The 24,696-nt window shown below is 56.8% G+C and carries 20 protein-coding genes; 10 read left to right on the top strand and 10 right to left on the bottom strand.

The annotated features are described in order from the left end of the window. Positions 1-21 precede the first annotated feature (21 nt). The gene (locus VGH19_01705; protein HEY1170059.1) at positions 22-2,346 is read right to left on the bottom strand and encodes a protein kinase; all 2,325 of its coding nucleotides are present in this window, start codon (positions 2,344-2,346) and stop codon (positions 22-24) included. Positions 2,347-2,523: 177 nt separating this feature from the next. On the opposite strand from VGH19_01705, the gene VGH19_01700 reads away from it, so the two are divergent. From VGH19_01700 to VGH19_01690, 3 genes are all read left to right on the top strand, one after another. Further along, positions 2,524-4,818: a PAS domain-containing protein gene (locus VGH19_01700; protein ID HEY1170058.1), complete on the top strand. Its 2,295-nt coding sequence runs from the start codon at positions 2,524-2,526 to the stop codon at positions 4,816-4,818. A 61-nt stretch (positions 4,819-4,879) separates the two neighbouring features. After that, positions 4,880-5,950 (top strand): M42 family metallopeptidase, encoded by a 1,071-nt coding sequence (locus VGH19_01695; GenBank protein HEY1170057.1) that lies wholly within the window; start codon positions 4,880-4,882, stop codon positions 5,948-5,950. A 202-nt stretch (positions 5,951-6,152) separates the two neighbouring features. Further along, positions 6,153-6,539, top strand: coding sequence for a rhodanese-like domain-containing protein (locus tag VGH19_01690; GenBank protein HEY1170056.1), 387 nt, complete (start codon positions 6,153-6,155; stop codon positions 6,537-6,539). A gap of 52 nt (positions 6,540-6,591) precedes the next feature. On the opposite strand, the gene VGH19_01685 is transcribed toward VGH19_01690, so the two are convergent. From VGH19_01685 to VGH19_01670, 4 genes are all read right to left on the bottom strand, one after another. After that, positions 6,592-7,842, bottom strand: coding sequence for a hypothetical protein (locus VGH19_01685; GenBank protein ID HEY1170055.1), 1,251 nt, complete (start codon positions 7,840-7,842; stop codon positions 6,592-6,594). Positions 7,843-7,917: 75 nt separating this feature from the next. Then, a complete protein-coding gene (gene infA / locus VGH19_01680) occupies positions 7,918-8,139 on the bottom strand; it encodes a translation initiation factor IF-1 (GenBank protein HEY1170054.1) in 222 nt (73 codons plus the stop codon). Positions 8,140-8,288: 149 nt separating this feature from the next. Further along, positions 8,289-8,651 (bottom strand): RNA-binding protein, encoded by a 363-nt coding sequence (locus VGH19_01675; GenBank protein ID HEY1170053.1) that lies wholly within the window; start codon positions 8,649-8,651, stop codon positions 8,289-8,291. Positions 8,652-8,823: 172 nt separating this feature from the next. Continuing rightward, positions 8,824-10,245 carry an MFS domain-containing histidine kinase gene (locus tag VGH19_01670; GenBank protein HEY1170052.1) on the bottom strand — a complete coding sequence of 474 codons (1,422 nt, stop codon included), beginning with the start codon at positions 10,243-10,245 and terminating at the stop codon, positions 8,824-8,826. 236 nt (positions 10,246-10,481) lie between these two features. Here VGH19_01670 and VGH19_01665 point away from each other — a divergent pair, with 236 nt between their 5' ends. The 6 genes from VGH19_01665 to VGH19_01640 all read left to right on the top strand — a co-directional run bounded on the left by VGH19_01665 (position 10,482) and on the right by VGH19_01640 (position 19,410). Then, positions 10,482-14,024, top strand: a complete 3,543-nt coding sequence (locus VGH19_01665) for a PAS domain-containing protein (GenBank protein HEY1170051.1) — start codon at positions 10,482-10,484, stop codon at positions 14,022-14,024. A 150-nt stretch (positions 14,025-14,174) separates the two neighbouring features. Next, the gene (locus VGH19_01660) at positions 14,175-15,107 is read left to right on the top strand and encodes a shikimate dehydrogenase (protein ID HEY1170050.1); all 933 of its coding nucleotides are present in this window, start codon (positions 14,175-14,177) and stop codon (positions 15,105-15,107) included. 24 nt (positions 15,108-15,131) lie between these two features. Beyond that, positions 15,132-16,274, top strand: coding sequence for a prepilin peptidase (locus tag VGH19_01655; GenBank protein ID HEY1170049.1), 1,143 nt, complete (start codon positions 15,132-15,134; stop codon positions 16,272-16,274). After that, positions 16,271-17,110, top strand: a complete 840-nt coding sequence (locus tag VGH19_01650) for an HAD family hydrolase (protein HEY1170048.1) — start codon at positions 16,271-16,273, stop codon at positions 17,108-17,110. Before VGH19_01655 ends, VGH19_01650 begins: the two co-directional genes overlap by 4 nt. A gap of 105 nt (positions 17,111-17,215) precedes the next feature. Continuing rightward, a complete protein-coding gene (locus VGH19_01645) occupies positions 17,216-18,328 on the top strand; it encodes a hypothetical protein (protein HEY1170047.1) in 1,113 nt (370 codons plus the stop codon). Further along, entirely contained in the window at positions 18,325-19,410 is a 1,086-nt protein-coding gene (locus VGH19_01640; GenBank protein HEY1170046.1) for a PfkB family carbohydrate kinase, read from the top strand. Before VGH19_01645 ends, VGH19_01640 begins: the two co-directional genes overlap by 4 nt. Positions 19,411-19,439: 29 nt before the next feature. Here the strand turns inward: VGH19_01640 and VGH19_01635 are convergent, their stop codons facing one another. From VGH19_01635 to VGH19_01620, 4 genes are all read right to left on the bottom strand, one after another. Further along, on the bottom strand, positions 19,440-20,171 hold the full coding sequence (locus VGH19_01635) for an SDR family NAD(P)-dependent oxidoreductase (protein ID HEY1170045.1): 732 nt from the start codon (positions 20,169-20,171) through the stop codon (positions 19,440-19,442). Further along, complete coding sequence (locus VGH19_01630) at positions 20,168-21,181, bottom strand: hypothetical protein (GenBank protein HEY1170044.1); 1,014 nt, start codon at positions 21,179-21,181, stop codon at positions 20,168-20,170. The genes VGH19_01635 and VGH19_01630 overlap by 4 nt, the downstream gene beginning before the upstream one ends. Further along, on the bottom strand, positions 21,178-22,422 hold the full coding sequence (locus tag VGH19_01625) for a beta-ketoacyl-[acyl-carrier-protein] synthase family protein (protein ID HEY1170043.1): 1,245 nt from the start codon (positions 22,420-22,422) through the stop codon (positions 21,178-21,180). Before VGH19_01625 ends, VGH19_01630 begins: the two co-directional genes overlap by 4 nt. A gap of 79 nt (positions 22,423-22,501) precedes the next feature. After that, positions 22,502-23,137 (bottom strand): aquaporin, encoded by a 636-nt coding sequence (locus VGH19_01620; protein ID HEY1170042.1) that lies wholly within the window; start codon positions 23,135-23,137, stop codon positions 22,502-22,504. 95 nt (positions 23,138-23,232) lie between these two features. Here VGH19_01620 and fdhD point away from each other — a divergent pair, with 95 nt between their 5' ends. After that, positions 23,233-24,078 carry a formate dehydrogenase accessory sulfurtransferase FdhD gene (gene fdhD, locus VGH19_01615; GenBank protein HEY1170041.1) on the top strand — a complete coding sequence of 282 codons (846 nt, stop codon included), beginning with the start codon at positions 23,233-23,235 and terminating at the stop codon, positions 24,076-24,078. On the opposite strand, the gene VGH19_01610 is transcribed toward fdhD, so the two are convergent. Then, positions 24,068-24,694 (bottom strand): response regulator transcription factor, encoded by a 627-nt coding sequence (locus tag VGH19_01610; protein ID HEY1170040.1) that lies wholly within the window; start codon positions 24,692-24,694, stop codon positions 24,068-24,070. The genes fdhD and VGH19_01610 overlap by 11 nt on opposite strands. Between the last annotated feature and the right edge of the window lie 2 nt (positions 24,695-24,696).

Genomic DNA, 24,696 nt, shown 5'->3' with positions numbered 1-24,696 from the left:
AAAGAGCTGAAACAGCAAAGTTCATCTGCCAGTTGCAGTCGTTTTTGGCAAATCGTATTTGAGCCGCACCACCGGTCCCGTGCGTTGGCCGTAGTAAGTCCCGAACTGTCCCCCCAGTAAAACTTTCCCATCCGGCTGGAATTGGATCTCGTAACAGACCGAATCAGACGGTTTCGAATACGAGAGCGAAGGATCCAGCTTTCCATCCGGCAGCAGGCGCACCAGATGATAATAATCACCCCCTTGCTTCACAAAACCGGCCAGCAATATCCGTCCGTCAGATTGGGCATGCACATTTGCCCAAGCTCCTTTAGCCAGAAAATCTGGTGGAGAAAAAGTCCGGTCCACTGAGCCATCCAGATTGAATCGCACCACGCCGGGATTGGGCTGGCCACCAGCGGTTTTGATATTTCCCACGGCCACCAGTTTTCCATCCGGCTGTTCTGCCAATCCGTTTATCCAGTCATCAGCGACTCGCAGATTGCGCACCTTTCCAGCGCTACCATCGGCATTCACTTCGAAGAACCCATGCTGGATGCTCTTATCTTCAAGCGCCATGGAGATGCCGCTCACGATCCGGCCGTCCTTGCGGAGCAAGGGTGGGTAAACGCCGATCCATAAATCCTTCCGGATCGAAGGAACGGCTGAGTTAAAGCTCGCATCATAGCGGCCCCGACTATCCAAACGCAGCAAGGCTGGCAGAGGATTGCCGGAAGGGCCACCAAAGCCGCCGCCCGCGATCACCGTGCGCCCGGCGGCATCGATCACCATTCCGTTGATGCCATTGTATTTGCCCAAATTGATATCGAAGGTGGTATCATGGCTCCCATCCGCCCGCAGTCGCACCAGATAATTGATGGCTTCCAACTTGGGCTGGTTCTTCTCGATGCCCAAGATGCGGTTCCCCGCGATCATGATTTTTCCATCCGGCAAAACACCGATCTGGCTCACCTGACTTTGGCCGAGATTATATTTGAAATCCGGGTCCACCGAACCATCGGGCAGCAGGCGTGCCAGTCCGTTTGCCGGTTTGCCGCCAACCTTGCCAAACAATCCGCCAATCAGAATTTTGCCATCCGGCTGCACCGCTATCTTCCGCACATGCCGATGGGGCAAGCTCTCAACCGGCTCCACTTCCGCGCATTGAAAAGTCTCATCGAGTTCCGTGGCCGCGCTGGCCTTGCCGAGGAAGGGTAAGATTGTCTGAGTCACCGGGGCATTGGTCGCTACCAAACTGGAGGTCGTTACTTTTGGCGTGTTTGTGATGGGCGGTTGCTCTGCCGTCGCCGACTTAGCAGCCACTGCCGCAGCATCTCCATCCTTATCTCGGTTCACCAACCCTACGGCCAGCAAGACAACAATAACTACGACGACAGCAACAACCCCGATCATTTTCCCGCTCTTAGTTTTCACCGGGGCAGCCGCATCGTCATTTAAGACATCATCATTCACCGAATCAGTTGGGGCAGAACCTCCCGCTATCACAAATTCTTCCGGCTGGCTTTCCAAGCCGATCCATTGCGCGACTGCCAATGCGCTGGGCGGACGTTGTGCAGGCTCTTTAGCCAGACATGCCATGACCAGAGCAGACACGTCACCGGGTATCTCGTTCGTCAGTTCCAAGTCAGCAAGCCGTTCCGCTAAAGGAACCGCTGGAACTTCCACCACCTGGCGGTAAATATCACCCGCGTAGAAAGGCGGCTTGCTCGTAAGCAACTCATAGAGCGTCGCGCCTAATGCGTAAATATCGTCAGCCACCTTGGGTGCCTGGCTCTGCATCTGCTGCGGACTCATGTAAACTGGTGTGCCGCTGCTGCCCAGATCACGGCTCAGACGAGTCATGGACTCCGCCACCGTGGCCGCCAATCCAAAATCCGCCAGCTTCAAGACGCCCTGCTCATCCACCATGAAATTGCCGGGCTTCAGATCGCGATGCACCACCTTCTGGCGATGGGCATACTCCAAGGCGTCACACAATTGCCTGACCAAAGGTTTGATCTCTCCCCAAGAAAACAGACGCTGCGGCTGTCGCGACTTCAGTTCCGCCAAGGTAATCCCTGAGATGTACTCCATGGCGATAAAAGGTGCTTCGCCCGGAGTCTCATCCAGATCATAGATGCGTATTATGTTGGGATGCGAAAGACGACGGCTCTTGAGTGTTTCCCGGCGCATATCGTCCAGCGCAGTAGAATCATGGGCGATGGCGGTCGGCAGAAACTTGAGTGCCACCTCCTCACCCAGCCGCAAATCCTTGGCGAGCCAGACAACACCCATTCCTCCGCGCCCCAGCTCGCGCACAAGCTGATAGCGTCCAGCACCCACGGTTTGTCCTGAACTCAAATTCATCCTTAGCAGGAACGGGTTGATTGCGGGAACGCGCAGATTTATAGGAGAGCCCTCTTCTTTTGGCCATCCTGATTTTGCAGTGCCACATCAGACAAATCTTTCGTGTTGAGCTTCTGACATAGAAGCCTATTGTAATGGCCCAAGGGTAGTGCCAAATTCCCCCGGCCTGCTCTTCTGATGAGTTCTCATCCATCATTGCCTGGCGGCATTTCCGCCCAGAGCAGTTCTGCCCCGAGCGACCGCGAACGGGCCGAAGCGGCATTGCGTTTCAATGAAACCATGCTGAAGGCCTCACCCGTCGGCATCGTCACCTACAAGTCCACTGGCGAAGCTGTCTCTGCAAATCGCGCCATCGCCGAGATGACGGGTGGAACCGTCGAGCAACTTTCTCACCAGAATTTCCGCCAGCTCGAATCATGGAAAAAGAACGGCATGCTGGAAGCGGCGGAAAAAGCCCTGGCCACAGGTCAGGAACAACAGATCGAAGCCTTCATCCACACTTCCTTCGGTACGGAACTCTGGCTCTCCTGCCGCTTTGTCCCATTTGATTACGAAGGTGAGCTTCATCTGCTGGGTTTGTTCTCTGACAGTTCCGAGCGCAAGCGTTCTGAACAAGCCTTGCGCGAGAGCCAGTATTTCCTTCAGAAAGCGCAAGCTGTTGGTCAGGTAGGCAGTTGGGTCTCCGATCCATCATCTGATGGCGGCCTGATCTGGTCGGATGAAGCGTGCCGCATCTTTGGTTTTAAGCCGGAAGAATTTGACGGACGCGTGCCCACTTTCTTCAAGCACGTGCACCCCGACGATCTCGATGCGGTAAATGCCGCCGCGCAAGCCTCCATGAACGATGGCCGCCCCTATGACATCATCCATCGCATCATCCGCCCAGATGGCATCGTGCGCTGGGTGCATCAGCAAGGCGACGTAGATCGCGATGAGCAAGGCCAGGCGCTGCGGATGATCGGTGTGGTGCGCGACATCACCACACAGAAGGAAGCCGAAACCTCAATCCAGAAACTGGCTGCCTTTCCCCGCTACAATCCGAATCCCGTCTTTGAATTTTCTCCTACAGGTGAACTGAGCTACTGCAATGACGCGGCCAACCAGATGGCGCAATCTCTCGGTCAGCCGCAAGCAGTGAACATCTTGCCAGTGCAAACCAAGGAGATCGTGAAGAAGTGCCTGGAGACGGGGCTTCCGCGTTGGCGACTCGAAGTGCCCTACGGCCAACGCACCATCTCGTGGTCATTCTTTCCCATCCACTCTAGTCAGGTAGTGCATTGTTACGCAGCGGACATCTCGCAGCGCATGTTGCTGGAAGCGCAATTGCGTCAGTCGCAAAAAATGGAATCCATCGGCCAGCTCGCAGGCGGCATGGCACACGATTTCAACAACCTGCTCACGGTCATCCAAGGTCACGCCTCCATGCTGTTGATCGACCGCCGATTGCCCCAGCACACGATCGATACCGCCAAAGAAATCGATCAAGCAGCCGAACGCGCCGCCAAGCTGACACGCCAGTTGCTCACCTTTAGTCGCAAGCAGGTGATGCAGTTGAAGAATTTGGACGTGAACGATGTCATCACGAATCTCACGCGCATGCTGCATCGTTTGCTGGGCGAAAACATCAAGCTGGATCTAGATCTAAAAAACCAGATGCCGTTTGTGAATGCGGACGGCGGCATGCTCGAACAGGTGTTGGTAAATCTCACGGTCAATTCGCGCGATGCCATGCCCAAAGGCGGACGACTCACCGTTCGCACAACCACAGAAGAACTGGACGAAAACTACCTTCGCACAAACCCGGATGCGAAGAAAGGGCTTCATGTCCGCATCAGCGTGACCGATACAGGATGCGGAATTCCGGTCGAGAATTTGCCTCGTGTTTTCGAACCGTTCTTCACGACGAAAGACGTGGGCACCGGCACAGGCCTCGGTTTGGCGACCGTTTATGGCATCGTGCAACAGCATCAAGGTTGGATACGCGTGAACAGCGTGGTGAATGAAGGCACCACGTTTGACATTTACCTGCCCACCAGTGTCAAACCCGCCGCAGGTAGTGACACCGATTTCCTGCAACGCACTGCAGTCGGCGGCACAGAAACCATCTTGCTAGTTGAAGATGAAAACGCCGTACGCTTCCTCGTTCGCAGCATTCTCGAGCATTACGGTTACACAGTGTTTGAAGCGGAACATGGACCAGCAGCGTTGGAAGTGTGGAAACAGCATCGCTACAAAATCAAACTGCTGCTGACGGACATGATGATGCCCGAAGGCATGACCGGCCATGACCTGGCCGAAAGACTTCTCGCTGAGGAACCCGCACTCAAGGTGATCTATACGAGCGGCTACAGTGCGAATGTGTTCAGTAAGGATGCGCCGTTGCGTCCAGATATCGCGTTCCTGCAAAAACCGTATCAGCCGCACAAACTGGCGCGCCTGGTGCGGGATACGCTGGATGGGACATTGGCGTAAGCAGTCTCAGCCTTCTATTTCTTCATTGCCTCACTGGTCGGAAACCACGCAAATTCCCTGCATGCGTGAAGCCTCATTGGAATTTCTAAAAACGTTGGTCAACACTCCCAGCCCATCCGGCCATGAAGCCCGTGGACAACGCGTCTGGCTCAATTATGTGAAAGAGTTCGCAGATGAAACCTTCTCCGACGCTTATGGCAATTGTGTGGCCGTGCTGAATCGCGGTGGCGGTCCGCGCGTCATGCTCGCCGCGCATGCAGATGAGATCGGCATGGTGGTGAACTTCATCAGCAAAGACGGTTTCATTTACGTGCGACGTATCGGCGGCGTGGACCCGGCCATCACCAAGGCACAACGCCTGACGATCCATTCCAAGAACGGCCCGGTAAAAGGCGTCGTCGGCAATGTCGCCCCACACCTCACCAAGTCGGACGGCGAACGTAAGATGCCGAAGATTGATGACCTGTTCATCGACATCGGTGTGGATAGCAAGAAGGCGGCGGAAAAGCTGGTCCAGATCGGTGATGCCATCACGTTGAACGATGAGTTCGAACTGTTGCGCAATGATCTCGCCATCGCCCGTGCGTTCGATAACCGCATCGGCACCTTTGCCGTGGCGGAAACGATGCGCATGCTTCACGGCTCACGGAACAAGTTGAAATGCGAGGTGCTCGCCGTCTCGAACATCATGGAGGAGATCGGTCTGCTAGGAGCGCGTCAGATCGCTTACACACTAAAGCCGGATGTGGCCATCGTAGTGGATGTGACACATGCGACGGATTACCCAACCGTCAGCCAGATCACCCATGGCGATATTAAACTCGGTCAAGGCCCAGCCATCACCCATGGTGGACCGAACCATCCAGAAGTAGTCGCCCACCTCGAAAAAGTCGCCGCGAAACAGAAAATCAAGCTCCAGCATGAGGCCGTTTCCGCCAGCAGCGGCACGGATACAGACGTCATTTTCTGGACTCGTGGAGGCATCCCCAGCGCCCTGATCAGCCTGCCAAACCGTTACATGCACTCCCCCGTTGAGATGGTGAACCTCAAGGACTTACAACAAATCCCAGAACTGATGACTGCGTTCTGCCTGTCACTCAAACAGGATGATGAATTCAAGGTAAAGATTTGAGCCGCTCAAAGTTCACAATAACGAAACTTGAACAAAATGCACAGTTCAGCTATCTAATAGACAAATCCATAGGGAATAAACCGTCGTCTGTAGCCTTCACACTTGCAGGCTGAAGAGCCTGCCGGAGTGCCAGATGAGTGGTGATTTCCGGAATTGCCTCCTCGCGAGGCAGACAAACAAACAAAAACCAAAAGAACCAAGCATGAAGAAGATCCTCGCCCTCGCCGCTGCCGCAGTGTTCGCCGTTAGCGCCTATGCCGGTGAATTCCAAGACATCAGCATCACAGAGCTGAAATCTAAAATCGAAGCCAAGCAAGTCACGGTCATCGACGTGAATGGTGCTGACTCCTACAAGAAGGGTCACATCCCGGGCGCGATCGACTATTCGGCCAAGAAAGGTGAACTGGCCTCTGCCCTGCCGAAGGACAAGAACGCTTTGATCGTCGCTTACTGCGGTGGCCCCAAGTGCAATGCCTACAAGGCAGCTGCCACGGAAGCTGAGAAGCTCGGCTACAAGAACGTGAAGCATCTCTCCGCCGGCATCTCCGGCTGGAACAAGGCTGGTGAAAAAACCAACGCCGCCAAGTAATCTTAATTGATTCTCAAGAACGCCCGCACTTCACGGTGCGGGCGTTTTGTTTTCACCACGAGCGGGAAAGATCGCTCACGGTCTGTTTCAATATCTGACGGATGGCCTGCTTCTCCGCATCGGGAAGGTAGGCATAATCTTTATCCCCCGCTCCTGGGCTCAATGCCTTCTCCAATCGCTGATAGATGCGCTGCTTCATCTCAGGCACCAACCCTTGGAACACCGGGCTGTAGATCATGTAGCTGCACCGGTATTTGAACAGTCGTGAATTCAGATCAAAATCCCGCAGCGAAATGCCGCCGGCTTTCCTGGCTTGATTACCGAAATCCTTTTTGAAATCAGCCTCACCAGCGATCCCCCCTGCTGGCAGTGCCGCCTCATCCGCGAAGAGCATATAGCGCACAACCTCGTTCGCCTGAGCGTCCAGCTCCTTCACGGCATCCTCGGATAACTTTCCATTCCCCAAAAAAAGGCCCGTGCGCGCGCGGTAATTCGCCTCCAGCACGCGATTCACAAAACCCGCCTGATGCTCGTGCAGCAACTGCGGCAGGATGTCGCTGCTTGCGATCAAATACTTGTCGTAGTTGAAACTCTTGCCCGGCTCGACCGGAAATGTCGCCAGACCTTGCGGCGAGAGACGTCCGGTTACATTGCCCCAATGATTCGTGAAACCATTCTGGCCCGTCACATACCAGCCACCGAAACGTTCACTGAACGGGATCTGGTGCCCGTTCTGCGCGATGCGATAAGCCGTGAGACTTCCACCGCCCGGCCCCGGCACCACTGATTTGACCACCAGCCCCGGCACCTGGCGTGTCTCCTCGTCTGCGTGGCAATTCATACACCGGGTGGCCCGCTCCACCTTGATCGGCTGTTGATCACGCGGAACGTTGAAGATGTAAAAGATGCCGCCCAGCTCGGGATCCAGTGAGATCACCTCGATCTTTCCGCCCGGGATGTAACCCAGATAGATGTCCTCGCTGAAATAGATTGCCCGCGGATTGCCCGGATTGATCAGTCCGAGCTGCAGGCTTGTCGTGGAGAAGAGCAGCATCTGGGAAGAGGCCGGCACGTGCAGCGCCTTCAACAGGCTTTGCAGAAAAGCCTTCTCACTGCTGCGGTCCAGCGGCAGACGCCCTGTTTCCAAATCCTGCTTTAACCGAGTGAACCGGTCCTTCAGCGGCTTGTTCCAGTAATCATGAGGCGGCCGGTCAAAGTCCTGATAGGTCACCGCCTCTGTCTGTCCTAAAACAGCCATTGGCAGCATCAGTAGCAACAACGACAACAAAGTCCGGCGCATCATGCTTTCCAGCAAATATGCCGGGATTCAGCTCACCGGACAAGTCCCCGCTCTACCCGAGTCAAAGAAAGCGCACACTCACCGCAAACGCCAAGTGATGCGGCCCTTGCTCAAATCATAGGGAGACATCTCCATGCGGACCCGGTCACCCACCGTAAGACGGACCCACCGCTTGCGCATCTTGCCACAAATGGTGGCCAGCACCATATGCTTGTTGTCGAGTTCCACCTTGAACATCGTTCCCGCCAAAACGTTGGTGATGCTGCCTTCTACTTCGATATGCTGCTCTTTGCTGTTCATGCTTTAGATTCACTTTCGTGTACTGAGATAGGGTCTGTGTTCGACAGCAACGCCACAGACCATGGGAAGCGCAGCCATAAAAAAGAAAAAGCGGGGTTCGGTTCAACCCGAACCCCGCCAGGGAAACTGCCGTTGCTAACGGCCAAGGATTAGTAACGGTCACGACCGCCACCGCCACGGCGCTCGCCACCACCGTAGCCACCGCCACGATTGCCGCCACCGCCACCGAAGCCACGACCGCCACCGCCGCCAGCCGGACGCTCTTCGCGCGGACGGGCCACGTTAACCGTGAGGTTACGACCGTCGAGCGGCTGACCGTTCAGGGCTTGGACGGCTTTTTCGGCTTCCTCAGGGGAACCCATGGTGACGAAACCGAAACCACGCGGACGGCCCGTCATGCGGTCCGTCATAATGGTCGCTTCGATGACCGTGCCGTGGGCCGCAAATGCGTCCTGCAGGTCGTTTTCCAAAGTGTTGAAGGAAAGATTACCGACAAACAACTTAGTGCTCATGTGATGATTATACTGTCCTAGACTAACCGTAACTTTCTGACTGTTCCCGAACCACCGGGTCTCAAAATCATCACTGAACCAAGTTCACCTGAGGATTTACCATGCCGTGAAAGGGACTAGCTGATCTATCAGACAGCCGGAACTTGGACCCTATTCCCCTTAATAGCAACAACTATCGCAACATTTCTTTTCCCGCTTCCCTGGCCATTTTTCCCGTGTCCCCGGACTTGCGGCCCTCCTCTTCAATCCACAACGGCAGGCTCACCAAAAACGTCGCCCCCTGCCCCAGCACGCTTTGGCATTCCACCCGGCCTCGCATGGCCTCTACCAACCGCTTCACGATGGACAGCCCCAATCCGTTGGAGGATTCCCCTCCCGTCGGCTTGGCAGTCAGACGTGTGAATTTCTGGAACAACTTCTTCTGATCTTCCTCGCTCAATCCCGGCCCCTCATCCTTCACGGCCACCACCGCCCGGGAGCCCATCACCTCCACCCTCACGTCTACAATGCTGTTGGGCATCGAATACTTCACCGCATTGGACACCAGATTGTCCATCACCTGAAGCATCGCCTCATCATCCGCCCTCACCCACACCTCGCCTCCTGCTCCCGTCAACTGAAGCTCGATCTCCTTTCTCGTGGCCGCAAAGGCATTGTTCACCTTCGAATTCTCCACGACTTCGCACAGATTGCAGCGTCCGATATCCAGGCGGAATTTTCCCTCCTCGATCGCATTGGCATCCAGCAAGTTCTTGATCAGTTCGTGCATCCGTGTTCCCGAGACACGGATATTATCCACCAACTGCGCCATCATACCTGGATTTCTTGCCCGTCCGATCAATTCCGCGTTTCCGATGATGATCATCAGTGGATTCTTCAAGTCATGCGCCGCGATGCCCATGAACTCGCTCTTCTCCCTGTTCAGATGCATCAGTTCCTCGTTTGATTTTTCCAACTCCTTCACCGCCTGTTGCATCTTGTCAAAGGCAGCTTCACGGCTCGTCTCAAAACTCATCCCCATCAGGAACATGAACGGGATAAGTCCAAGATAACCGAACGCCGTTATCAACCCATCCCATTCCGGCGGGTAAGTCTTCGGCAACGTGACCCCCGCCAACCCCAGTGCGATCATACCGGCGCTAGCCATGAAACTCACGATCACCCAGATGCTCGCCGCATACTTTCCCACCAAGAGCAAAGCGCACAAAGGAATGCACGCCAGCCACGCCAGCGCATGCCCGTGCATGCCGCCCTCCACACCGCACAACCCCGCAAATCCCATCACCATCACCCCGGACAAAAGATTTCCGCAGACATCCAACGCCGCCGACCGTTTCAAGACAAACGGCACAGCCGCGAAGACAAGACTGCACAGCACGATGATCGCCACCCCGAAATAATGCTCCACCAGCGTGAAGAACCCCGCATAAAGCGCCCCCGAAACCGCCCCCAAAAAAGAAAACCGGATCGTCAGCCTTGACCTCCGGAACAATTCCGCATCCGCCCGGCAGCCGATCGGGATGAATCCATCCGTGAACCGCACGATCCAATCAACCAGACGAGCAGAAACACTGGCACCATTCCGGTTTGTCACACCGGAGTTGCCGCAAGAATTCTCACCTGCCTTACACTCGCCAGATCCCATTCTCCCCAGACTATAGGCTATTTACCCCGGCAGTCCATTCCGACCATACAAAATGTCAGCCCTCCCCCATGCGATCGCCTGAAAACTGCCAACTCCCTTACCAGCTTTACCTTTTCCCCGCTTCTTGTATGCTTTCCACAGTTGACGTCATCCAACCTCAGCCGGTCATACGGATAAATCACCGAGTGAGCACCACCAGCCAAGACAATGCCACGCAGCTACTCACCGCCTGGCAACCTCCTCCTCAGCTCACCTGCGTGCTTCATGTGGATGCCACCGGTCGCATCCAGCACGCAGAGGGCCAGATCCATGAACTCTTCGGCATCGCTGACATCCGTAACGGCGATCTGGCCGCTTACCTTCGCTCCCCTGGCAAAGAACTGCGACTGGCCGCATGGCTCGCCCAAACCCAGACTGAAAAACTCGTTCTCCGTGCCCAGTTGCTTTGCGGACCGGGACAATTCACCCCCGTGGAATTGCGCGCTTCCTATCAAGGAAACGGCCTTCACCTGCTGAACATCCGCAGCATCTTCCAGGAGATTGTATACGAATTCGCCGGCCAACAAGTCACCATCTTGGAAATGCTTGCCCATGGCCGGCCCCAGAGCGAGATATTGACCCGCCTCATCATGCTGATCGAGGACGTCATGCCCGGTGCTATCGGATCCATCCTCTTGTTGAACCGGGCAACCAACTGTTTTGTTCATGGTGCTGCCCCGCATTTGCCGGAAACATACACCGCCTCCATCAACGGCCTCCCATCCGGTCCGGATGTAGGATCATGTGGAGCTGCGCTGCACAAACGCCAGAGGACGGTCGTCACCGATATCGCCACCGACCCCCTCTGGGCCGATTACCGCCACTACATCCTTCCCTTCGGTTTTCAAGCCTGCTGGTCTACACCGTTCTTCGCCGAAGACGGCACCAGTCTGGGCGCCTTTGGAATCTACTACCGCGAAAAGCGCGCCCCCTATCCGCACGAGATCGCCATCGTCGATGCCGCCTCCCACCTCGCCTCCGTCGTTGTCAGCCACACCATCAACCAGCAACGCCTGCAAAACGCCCTTACCGCGTTGCAGCAAAGCGAAGACCGTCTTCAAACCACGTTTGACTTCCTGAATGACGCCATTTTCGTACACGATCACCAGACCGGCGCCATCGTGGATGCCAACCAGCGCGCCGTGGAAATGTACGGCTGGACCAAGCAGGAATTATTACGGTTCACCATCGGCGACCTCAGCGCAGGCACTCGCCCATACAGCCAGCAGGATGCGTTGGACTGGATACGCCGGGCAGAAAATGACGGCCCTCAACTCTTCGAATGGCGGGCGCGCGATCGCAACAGCCGCCTCTTCTGGGTGGAAGTCAACCTCCGCTATGCCCGGATTGGCGCACAGCAACGCGTACTCGTCACCGTCCGTGACATCAGCGCACGCAAACTCATCGAAGAACGGCTGGAACTCGCCTTGCGTGGCACCGACTTGAGCCTCTGGGACTGGGACATCCCCAGCGGCACCGTCTCCATCGGCGAACGATGGCTTACCGCGCTCGGCTACAGCCAGGACGATCTGCCCAACACCGTAGAAACCTGGCGCAAACTCCTTCACCCGGAAGATTCCCCCGCTACCGAGAAAGCCATCGCCGAACATTTTTCCGGCCGCACCGACCGTTACGATGTGGAGTTCCGCCTTCTGCACAAAAACGGCACCTGGAAATGGGTCCACACCCGCGGTCGGGTGGTCGAATGGTCTGCTGATGGAAAACCACTCCGCATGACCGGCAGCCATCTCGACATTCATGTGCGCAAAACAGCCGAAGAGCGCATACGCGAGAACCAACGAGTCCTTGAAACACTGCTCGGAAACCTCGTCGGCATGGCTTATCGCTGCCGGATAGATGAATACTGGACAATGGAATTCGTCAGCCAGGGCTGCCTGCCTCTGACCGGCTACAAACCGGAGGACATCGTCAACAACCGCCGCATCAGCTACGAAGAACTGACCCATCCTGAGGACCGCCAGATGGTGCGTGACACCATCTATGCCGCCTTGGAACAAGGCCGCCAGTTTGAACTCGCCTATCGCATCACCAAGGCTGACAGCATGATCCGGACCGTCTGGGAACGAGGCATAGGCATCCGCTCCCCGGATGGCAAACTGGAATTTCTCGAAGGATTCATCACCGACATCACCGATATCCAGCATTCGCAGGCCATGCTCGCCGAGCAGGCGGCCCTGCTGGACCGCGCCCAAGATGCCATCATCGTACGCGACCTGCTCGGCATCATCACCTTCTGGAACCAAGGCGCCACCCGAGTCTATGGCTGGACCCGGGAGGAAGCCACCGGCAAACGCGTGCTGGACCTTTTCTACCGCGAAGAATCTCCGTACCTGGATTCCATGCAGGAACTGCTGACCAAAGGCGAGTGGGCCGGCGAACAGCAACACATCACCAATACAGGCCGCGAAATCGCCATTGAAGGCCGTTGGACACTCCTCCGAGACCAACGGGGCAACCCCAAGTCCGTTCTCTCCATCAATACGGACATCACCGAGAAAAAACGGCTCGAAGCCCAGTTCCTCCGCGCTCAACGCATGGAAAGCATCGGCACCCTCGCCGGCGGCATCGCCCATGATCTCAACAATGTTCTCGCGCCCATCATCATGTCCATCGACTTGTTAAAACTCTCCTCGCGCAGCACCGAGGAGTTGGAATTGCTCAGCCAGATGGAAACCAGCGCACACCGTGGTGCAGACCTGGTCCGACAGGTGCTTTCCTTCGCCCGTGGCGTAGGCGGTCGCCGCGTCACCACCAATCCTTCACATTTGATCCGGGACATTGTGAAGATCATGAAGGAGACCTTCCCCCGCTCCATCACCATAAAAACCCACCGTTCCGACGATCTCTGGATGGTTTCAGGCGACCCCACCCAACTGCACCAAGTACTCCTGAATCTTTGCGTTAACGCCCGGGATGCCATGGCCGAAGGAGGCACCTTGAGCATCCTGGCCGAGAATATAGATGTAAGTGATGCCATGGCCGGACAGATGGAGAACGCCCTCCCCGGCAATTATGTCCGTTTCATCGTAGAGGACACAGGTAGCGGCATCCCAACGGATATCCTCGGAAAAATATTCGAGCCCTTTTTCACCACCAAAGAGATCGGTAAGGGCACAGGCTTGGGACTCTCCACGGCCATGGCCATCGTCCGCAGCCACGGCGGCTTCATACAGGTGGAGAGCCAGCCCGACCAAGGCACCACCTTTTACGTCTACCTCCCCAGTAGCAATCTTTCCCTTGAACCAGATCTGCCCCTCCGCCCCTCCAACGTCCCCTGTGGAAACGGTGAATTCGTCCTGATCGTAGATGATGAAAGCTCCGTGCGCTCCGTACTGAAAAACATGCTTACCACCTTTGGCTATCAGGTGATCCTGGCCGAGAACGGCGCCACCGCACTGGCCTTATATGAAAAAGAGAAGCACCGCATCAGCGTCATCATCACCGACATGATGATGCCCGTGATGGACGGCGCCACCATGATCGCCGCCATACGGAAAATGGCCCCCCATCTTCCCATCATCGCCTGCAGCGGCTTGTATGAACAAACCAGCATTGGCCGCGCCACAGCCGCCGGAGTGAACCATTTCCTGGCCAAACCTTACACCGTCGAAACCATCCTCCGCACCCTCCACGAAGTCCTTATCTCAAAGCCTTCATCATGTAGCTGAAGCATCCCTTTATTCTTCGTCTCCCTTCTCTCAAAACTCCGTCTCCTCCGCTCTCTCCTTTCAAATCCCCTGCTCTCCGTACACTTCGTGTCTTCGTGGTTAAATCCATTGAACACTTGAAACTCCCCCTCCACGTCCTATCCTCCGCCCGTGTCCGCCGCTGGAATCCAGTCAAGTATTGACGCCACCACGCGCTATTGCGCCGTGTATGGGCACCCTATTGCCCATTCAGCTTCACCCGCGATGCAGAATGCTGGCATCTCTGCCTTGGGTCTGAACTGGCGCTACCTCGCTTTCGATGTCCATCCCGATTCCCTGCGCGAAGCCATCACTGGCGCCGCAGCGATGAAATACATCGGCCTGAATCTCACCGTCCCTCACAAGATTCTCGCCCTCGACATCGTGGATGAACTCGATGCCTCGGCTGCTACTTGGGGTGCTGTGAATACAGTCCGCTTTGAAACCCAAGTGAACGGCCAATGGCTTCCGCTCGCCCAAGTCTCTCCTGCCGATGTCAAAACCGTCCGCACGCGCGGCTACAACACCGACGCCGACGCCATCACCCGCTCCCTGCGCGAAGACCTCGGCATTGAACTCAAAGGCGCGAACATCCTGCTCCTCGGCGCTGGCGGTGCTGGTCGCACTGCCGCACTCAAGCTCGCCGATGAAGGAGTCGGCCAGTTACATCTCGTGAACCGCACGCAAAGCAAAGCCGAAGAAGTCGCCACCGAGATCACGCGCCGTTTTCCCGATGTCAAAGTCTCCGTCGCCTACCCGAAATCTGGCAATGTGGACCTCGTCCTCAACGCCACATCTTTGGGCCTGAAAACCGCTGATGCCCTGCCCATTGATTTGGCTCTGTTCCCCTTGAACCGGGCCCGCTATGCTTATGACATGATTTATCGACCGGCAGAGACGTCCTTTTTGCAGGCCGCCAAAGCGGCCGGATGCCGCACGGCCAATGGCGTCGGCATGCTCCTCTATCAAGGTGCAAAAGCGCTGGAGATCTGGACCGGTAAAACCGCGCCCATCGAACCCATGCGGGCAGCCTTGCTGGCCCACGTTTACGGCGCTGCCCATTGATATACGCTTTTAACTCACTGACACATGTTAGACCCTGAAGTCTGGAGCGCAGTCCCATTTCATTTCTGGTCCGTGGTGGCCTTTGTGATGGGCAGCATGATCGGCAGCTTCCTGAACGTCTGCATCTACCGCATGCCCCTCGGCATGAGCATCGTGCATCCGCGTTCCCACTGCCCGCACTGCAAACACGCCATCCCCGCGTTGCTGAACATACCGCTCGTCACCTGGCTCTACCTCGGCGGCAAATGTGCGAACTGCAAAGCTCCCATATCCAGCCGCTACTTCTTCGTGGAATTGCTCACCGGCCTCGTGTTCCTATTCACCTGGCTGCGTTTCGGCCCTGCCTCCGCAGGCGTTGCCATCGCCTATTGCTTGCTGCTCGCCGGTTTCATCGTCGCGACCTTTATTGACTTCGAGCACTTTATCATCCCGGATGAGATCACCTTCGGCGGCATGGGCGCAGGTCTGGTAGCCTCCATCCTCGTCCCCGAGATGCATCAAGCCGCCAGCCGTCCTGAATCCCTCTTCCGCAGCATGCTAGGGCTGGGTGTCGGTGCTGGGGTTGTCTTTGCCATCTTGAAATTCGGCAAACTCCTCTTCGGTCGCGAGAAACTGGCCTTCCCCGAATCTTCCAAACTTATCTTCACCGAAACGCATCTGCACCTACCCGATGAAGAACGCCCCTTCGAGGACATCTTCTACAGCGAGAGCGATACCATTGTGCTCGAAGCCAAACACGTCGAACTCATCGACCGCTGCTACAGCAACGTCACCCTGCGCCTCTCTCCCAAACTCTTGATCATCGGCAAGGAAGAGTTCGATCCCTCCCAAGTGAAGCATATGGAAGTCATCGCGGACAAAGCCGTGCTTCCGCGCGAAGCCATGGGCTTCGGCGATGTCAAATTCATGGCCGCAATAGGTGCTTTCCTCGGTTGGCAGGCGACCATCTTCTCCCTCATGGTCAGTGCCGTCATAGGCTCCTTCGTCGGTGTCAGCCTCATCCTCAGTGGACGCAAAGACTGGTCCAGCCGCCTGCCCTACGGCCCCTACATTGCCCTGGCTGCGATCATCTGGATGGTCGGCGGCAAGGACTGGTTCGACAGTCTCTTTGCCGTTCCTGGCCCTGAAGGCATGGAATTGCTGCTGCCCCCGGCACCGCCCCAATGAGCACTCCCCGCACCTTGCCCGCTGACTGGCAGATCCACATCGCCGAAGACTTCAAACCGTTCCCGGATATCCGCCATGCCGTCTTCGATTTCGATGGCACGCTATCCCTCGTCCGTGGCGGCTGGGCCGAGATCATGCTCGGCCAATTTCTGGATCATCTCCCTCAAGGTGCCAATACTACGTCCGCCCAGAAGGAAGAACTCCTTCACGACATCCTCGCACTGAACGGCAAGCCGACCATCTATCAGATGCAACTGCTGGCCGAACGCGTCACCCAGCAAGGCGGCCAGTCCGATACACCGGATAACTACAATCTCGATTTCCAACGCCGTCTCCGTTCCAAGATCACCGAACGCCTCGGACACATCAGTAATCGCTCAAAGCCGCAAGATCACTACCTCGTCCACGAAGCCCGCACCATCCTCACGCTCATTCGCGAGCGCGGCATCGTCATCCACCTCCTCAGCGGCACCGCCCATGCTGACTTGCTCATTGAATCCGATGCACTCGGTATCCGCGAATTCCTCGATGACCGCATCTACGGCCCGCAAAACCTGAAGCCCGGCTTCACCAAGCGTGCTGTGTTCGAACAAATCGTCAGCGATTACAAACTCTCCCCCGGCCAGCTCATGTGCTTCGGCGATGGGGCCGTTGAGATCATGGACACCCGCCGTCTCGGCGGCCTCGCCATCGGCCTCGCCAGTGACGAAACCGCCAACGGCAGCGGCCATCTCGATCAAAATAAGCAGCCCCATCTCCTGACAGCCGGCGCCCAAGTCATCATCCCCGACTACCGCCACGCAGCAAAACTGCTCGACCTCCTCTTCAAAGCTTAGTCATTAGGTCATTGCACATTCCTTCGATATTCGGATTTCGTCATTGGTCATTTCTTTTCAGATGATGCTGACAAATTTCAGAAAACCCTCCATCCTCTCGTCCAGATGATTCCCGTCAATGTCAGCCCGCTGGACCTCGAACGCGTCCGTGTTTTTCCGCTCGCCACCCGCAAGAGCCTCACTAGCGTCGAAGAGATTCTTCTCTCGCCCGAGAGCCAGGCCGCTCCCGCTTCCGGCTTCAATCTCGAGCTCATCAAACGCTGCGCTGCCGATATCAAACGCGCTCGAGAGAACGGCAAATCCGTCATGCTCATTTACGGCGCGCATCTGCTCCGCAATGGTGCCGCGCAAATTCTCGAAAAATTGATGGGCGCCGGCTGGCTCACCCACATCGCCACCAACGGCGCAGGCACCATTCACGATTGGGAATACTCCTGGCTGGGCCGCTCCACCGAGAGTGTCCGTGAAGGCGTTGCCGAAGGAAACTTCGGCACATGGGATGAAACCAGCCGCAACATCCATCTCGCCCTGATGAGCGGCGCCCTCGACGGCCTCGGCTACGGCAACAGCCTCGCGCGTTACATCCACGAAGATGGCACCACGCTGCCCTCGCCCGCAGAACTCGAAGCACAGATCCGTGCAATGCCCGCGCATCCGCTAACCGCCGCTCGTGCCGATCTCCTGCGGGCGATGCAGAAGTTCAACCTCACCGGCGGTCGCATCGAGATCAAACATGCATGGAAGCAAGCCTCCATCCTCGCCTCCGCCTGGAAGCATCGTGTGCCCATGACCGTTCATCCCGGCATCGGCTACGATATCATCACGAATCATCCGATCTTCAGCGGCTCCGTCGTCGGTCGTGGTGCTGAACTGGATTTCAAACTCATCTCCGGCTCCGTCGAGCAACTCGATGGTGGGGTCGTCCTCTCCGTCGGCTCTGCCATCATGGGTCCGCAAGTCTTCGAGAAGAGCATCAGTTGCGTGAACAATCTCCGCCTGCAAGATGGCCGTCCGATTGTAAAAAATCATTCCATCTACGTCGTGGATTTACAGGAAGGCGGCAGTTGGGATTGGACCAAAGGCGAACCGCCCAAATCCAATCCCGCTTACTATCTGCGATTCTGCAAGAGCTACGCACGCATGGGGGGCGCGATGCACTATCTCTGTTGCGATAACGCGGCCTTCATCCATCATCTGCACCACCATCTCAAGCCATGACCCCGAAACGCTATCAGCAGGTCAGTTCGCAGTTCCCAAAGCAGCGCATCGCCATCGTCGGCGACTTCTGCCTCGACCGCTATCTGGAGATCGATCTCAGCAACGAAGAGATTTCCATCGAGACCGGCCTGCCCGTGCACAACGTGATGAACGTGCGCTCACAACCCGGCGGCAGCGGCACCATCCTCAACAACCTCGTCGCCCTCGGCGTTGGTGAAATTGTCCCGGTCGGTTTCGCTGGTGATGACGGTGAAGGCTTCGAACTCGCCCGCGCCTTGCGCCAAACGAAAGGCGTAAACCTCGAAGCTTTTTTCCAGACCGATGACCGCCGTACTTTCACATACACCAAGCCCATCGTCGTCAAAGAAAGCAGCAAGCCACCGAAGACAAACGGCCAACCATCGAGCAATCCCCTGTCCGCGAATGAGAAAGCTTCCGTTGGTCCGCGTGAACTGAACCGATTGGATTTCAAGAACTGGACGAAAACCTCCAAAGCCACCAGCAATCGCGTCATCGAAAACCTGCAAAAGATCGCATCAGAGGTGGACGCTCTCATCCTCTTGGATCAAGTGGACATCCCCGGCACTGGCGTTCTCACGAACGAAGTGCTGAAAGCCATCGGCCAGATCGCAAAGAAGAATTCCGATCTGCTCATCTTTGCTGACAGCCGTAACGGCCTCAGCCATTTCCCTGCCGTTGATTTCAAGATGAATGGCACTGAGCTTTCCCGCGCTCTTGGCAGCAAAGGCGTTCCTGAACTTGCTGAACTGCACCAACAAGCCATCCGCCTTTCAAAACAAACGAATCATCGCGTCTTCGTCACCTTGTCCGAGTGCGGCATCGTCGGTGCCACACCCGATGGCAAAGTAGAACACGCTCCCGCTCTCCCCGTTCGTGGCGAGATCGACATCGTCGGCGCAGGCGATTCTGTGACCGCTAATCTCGTCACCTCCCTGCTCGGCGGAGCCACCCTGCGCGAATCCCTCGAGATCGCCAACGCCGCAGCCTCCATCGTCATCCATCAACTCGGCACTACCGGCACCGCCAACCGCAAACAGATCAAAGCGATGCTGGCAGAGTAACGCATACCGAACCATACTCTCGTCCTTTACTACAGAATTCCTCCATCAACCTTCACTACAGCTCCCGTCACATAACTTGCCTCCGGTGACGCCAAAAATCTTACCACTGCGGCCACTTCTTCCGGTTTCCCAAGACGTCGCATCGGAACCCGCATCGCCGCTGCTTTCTTCGCTTCGGCATCCATTGCGGAAAGCGCCTCCGTCTCGACATAGCCCGGACAAACGCTGTTCACCGTGATGCCCGCGCGCGCCACTTCTTTCGCCAGCGACTGGCTCATCGCCACCACCCCCGCCTTCGCCGCCGCATAATTCGCCTGGCCTGCTGGTGCCAATAACGCACTCAATGATGAAACATTCACGATACGTCCTCCACGTTGCCCCATCATCGTCGAGATCACCGCGCGGCAACCCAGAAATGCCGCATCCAGATTCGTCGATAAAACTTTCTGCCAAGCCTCCTCCGTCATCGTCGCGAGCAACGCATCTTCATGCACCCCTGCGTTGTTCACCAGCACGTCCAAGCGTCCGCTTTTTGTGGTGATAGCTTGTACCGCTTCCTTCCAAGCCGTCGAAGACGTCACATCCAGCGCAATGACTTCAGCACGTCCAGGGAACTCCTTCACCACTGTTTCTGCCTGTTCACGCTGGCGATTCACGCCGAGATAAACAAAGGCATTCGCGTCCTTCGACAGAAACTCCCTGGCGATGGCTCGCCCCAAGCCGCCATTCGCCCCCGTCACCAAAATGATTCGTTGATTCATGCCTTCACCCATCGTGCCCCGATCGCCTGTTGATTGCACCCCACCACGCTCACGTGTGCCGACTTCGCTGCGCCGCTCGCCACCCGTTCACACGCCAGCACACATTGCCAAGCACTCGCCGCCGCAAACGATTCGCCCAAAATCTTCTTCACCGAAGACCGCGGCATCACCGCACTGGACCACGCCTCCGTCTCTGCATGGTCTTCCCGCGCACTGCCGATACGGCTGTCACACAGCAAATCCGTACTGCCTCTTTGCGTCAACTCAGCCTGCATCTGTGCCGCTGCCAAAATCTTGCCTGCACGATCATTGAATGAAAACGCATCCGTCACCGCTTCCAGCGTCGTTCCGTTCTCCGTCTTCTTCAAATAAACCGCGCCAGCTCCTTCGCTCACCACGATGTCCGGCTCGAACAGGGCACTCGCTTCCACCGTGAGCCAATCGCTCTCTTCTGCGCTCACCACCACACACGCATCTACTAGGCCGCGCTCGATCCACTGGGCGCCTTGCGCAAGCCCCTGCAAGAACATTCCCGGATCACCCACTATGGTGTAATTGATCCCCGTCGCCCCCAGCAGTGCAGCCAAGTGACTCGATGGCGCATTGAACACCGTCTCCGGAAACACCAGCGGACTCGCCGTTGTCGGATCGCGTAACACCTCATCGTAAAACCGCCGCGAATAATTCACGCAACCCGACATCACACAATACACCACGCCCAGGCGTATCGTCCCCTGCTCCACCAAAGCGCGATCTGCGCCCAAAGCCTCCAATGACGACGATACCGCAAAAGAACTGATCGGGCTCGTCCGCCGCAGCCGCGCATGAGCGAGAAAGGCCGGACGCGTCGCTGGCTTCGGCACCTTGCGTGCGCGCAATTTTCTAGTCGTCCCTTCGCGCACAAATTCCTCCACCGGCAATGGCTCACCGCGTTGCATCGCCGCAATCAAATCTGCTGCCGTCCACCCGGCAGGAGATACCGCGCCCCATCCTGCTGCTACGATACTCATGACCACCTCCGAAAAATCAGTGTCGCATTCGCGCCGCCAAACCCGAACGAATTACTCAACGCATACTCATAACTCGCCGTTGCGGGCTCTCTCACCAGTTCAAATTTGCACGCCGGATCAGCCGTCTGCGTTCCCCTCATAGGTGGCAACCACTGTCCCTGCAACGCCTGCAAACAGATCACTGCCTCCACCGAACCCGCCGCACCTAGCAGATGTCCGATGCTCGCCTTCGTGGAACTCACCCGCATCATGCCCGCGTGCTCACCTGCCCACCGCGAGATCGCGTGCGCCTCCGCGCCATCATTCATCGGCGTGCCCGTGCCGTGCGCATTGATGTAGCCCACCTGCTCCGGCGCGATACTAGCCATCCGCGTCGCCTCTTGCATCGACTTCAATGCGGCATCCCCTTGCGGATGCGGCTGCGTGAGATGATGCGAATCCGTCGCCGCACCATAGCCCACCACCTCACCCAAAATCTTCGCCCCCCGTTTTTCCGCCGAGGCTAGCGATTCCATTGTCAACACCGCCGCGCCTTCACCCAAGGCCAACCCATCCCGCTGTGCATCGAATGGCCTGCACGAAGTTGTCGAAAGCGCCTGCAAAGAATCAAATCCTGCGAATACCAACTGGCACAAGCCATCATACCCACCCGTCAACACACGCTCCGCATCACCATAGCGGATCATCTCAAACGCCTGCCCGATCGCATTGCCGCCTGAAGCACACGCATTCGCGATCAACGTCACCGGCCCAGAAAACCCTAGTGCCTCCGCGATGTCCAACACCTGTCGCTGCGCCTGATACTGCACCACGCGAGTTGCCTGCCCGTAAGCCTTCTGCGGCGTCCCGATCGCCTGTCGATAAAACGCCTCGCCTAGATTCATCCCCCCACTGGTCGTCCCCAGAATGACTGGCAACCGCTCACCGCCATTCCATCCCGCCTGCTCCCACGCCTCTTCCGCTGCCATGAACAGCAACCGCGAAGCCCGGTCCATCCGCCGCCATTGCTTCTGTGAAACTCGCTTGCTCGGACTCTGCTCCGGAACTTCCGCCTGTGCCGCCGTCATTACGCGTTGCTTGGAGACATCAAAAAATGTGACCGGTGAGAACGCCGTCTTGCCCGCCCGAAAACCCGCCTCATTGATCGCTGCGCCAGCACCCAAACCCGTCACTATGCCTACGCCCGTCACGACGACGCGTTGCGAGACTTTAGATGGATTGGCAGAAGCGCGGAATAACATGCAAATCAATTCGTTCCCCGAAACATAGAAACCCATTCTGGCATAAGTCAACCCGGCGACATCGTCTTAATTCTCGTTTTCACGATTTCGTTGCAACCGCTAGGTTCATCCGGCCCCATGCATAAGCGACTACAAAGACCGCCACCGCCTGAGCCAGCCAATAAATCAACAGGTTCTTGAACGAGAGTAACCCAAGCAGACAAGAACCCACCGTCGTTGCCGGATTGAACAACGCCCCCGAAACCGCTCCCACCGCGAAAATCCCCACCATCACCACACCCCCAATCAATCCTCCCGTAGCCATGAGCGAGAACTTTTCGCGGTTATGAAACAAATAGAGAAACGCAAAGCATAAGAGCAGCGTGAACAGCAGTTCAGCAAAGAATGTTGGCATAAACACCGATTGCAGCGTCCCTGCTCCCTGCCCACGCTTGAGCACCTTCACCACCGCCGCTCCCGCTCCCGCACCCAGAAATTGAAACACCACATATGGCGTCAGATCCTTGACTGGTAACAGGCCTCGACGCCACATCATCACCGAGACCGCCGGGTTCAGATGCGCTCCTGAAACATTCCAGCACAGCACCGTCACAATCGCGACAACGCCGCCAATGGCTACCGCCGGAATCGTCCCAGCACCGGGCGCGATGGAGACGCAGCCCAGCGTCAACATCCAGAAAAACACGCCCGTAAATTCTGCCAAATACCTGTTCATCAATCGCGCTTGTTGTGAAAGGTGTAACCCACCCCGCTCCCCGGCTCAATGCGCAATCACCATGCATTGCGAAAACCCCGCTTTATCACTATGCTATGCCTCACGTGACCACACCCACCGAAACCCAGCGCAGCGCCATCAGTACCCGCACCATCACCAAGGTGCGTGAGGATGGCACCCATGCTACAGCGCCAGACACGCTCGCCTGCGAGGAACCGCTGGAGATCCGCATGCAAGGCCAGAGCATCGCCATCACCATGCGCACGCCGGGTCACGATACCGAACTCGCTTTGGGTTTCCTCGTCTCTGAAGGACTCATCAACTCGCGCGCACAAGTCACCCACATCGCCCATTGCCAAAGCGGTGAAGCCGCCCTCACCGGCAATGTTCTGAACGTCTTCACCGCTGCCGATGTCTCCCTTGATCTGGAAAAGCTCACCCGCCACGTCTTCGCCTCCTCCAGCTGTGGTCTATGTGGAAAAGCGTCCATCGATGAAGTTCACCAGTATTTCCCTCCCATCAGCCAACGCCCCAAGGTTCAGCGAGATATCCTGCTGCAACTCCCTCATACATTACGCAAACACCAAGCCGCCTTCGAACAAACCGGCGGATTGCACGCCGCCGCGTTGTTCGACCTGCAAGGGAGCTTGATTGTCTGCCGCGAAGATGTCGGACGTCACAACGCCGTGGATAAAGTGATCGGCCATGCTCTTGATGCCGGAATCTGGCCGTTGGAAAATCACATCCTCCAAGTCAGCGGCCGTGCCTCTTTCGAGATTCTGCAAAAGGCTCTCGCTGCAGGCATCCCAATCGTCTCAGCCGTCTCAGCCCCTTCCAGCCTCGCCGTGGATTTCGCCCGCGAGAGCGGACAAGTGCTCGTCGGCTTTCTGCGTGGCGAGACGATGAACCTCTACAGCCACCCGGAAGCCGTCATTTACTGAGATACTTCACCACCGCTTCGGTGCGCGAGCTGACGTGCAGCTTGTCATAGATATTCCGCAAATGACTGCGCACCGTGTCGAAACTGATGTTGAGAGTATCTGCGATTTCCTTGTAGCGGAAACCTTTGGAAAGCAGATCCAGAATCTCCTGTTCGCGTTTGGAGAGCGCTTGGGCATCGTTCGCCGGCTGGTTCTTCTTCTGAAAATACTGCACCACCACTCGTGCGATCTTGCCGGACATCGGCGATGCGCCGCGCTGCACTTCCTGGATGGCCTCCAGCAATTTCGCATGCGGTGTGCGCTTCAGGAGATAACCGCTCGCACCTGCTGCCAGTGAATTGAAGATTTGCTCTGGGTCCTCATACATCGTGAGCATCATGATCTGCGTCTGCGGGACTATCTCCTTGAGCTTCCGCACGCAATCGATGCCCGACATGTTCGGGAGGTTGATGTCCATCAAGACCACGTCGGGTTTCTTCTCGGGCAGATGAAGGACGGCATCCTCTGCCGTGGCGTGGGAACTGACACACTGAAAGCCATCGGCGTCATTGATCAATGCCGCCAGACTTTCCCTCACGCCTTCGTCGTCTTCCACGATTGATACTTTGATGGCCATGC

It is taken from the genome of Verrucomicrobiia bacterium (assembly GCA_036405135.1).
In the GTDB taxonomy this organism is placed as follows: Bacteria; Verrucomicrobiota; Verrucomicrobiia; order Limisphaerales; family JAEYXS01; genus JAEYXS01.
This window is presented reverse-complemented; position numbering and strand designations above follow the sequence as displayed.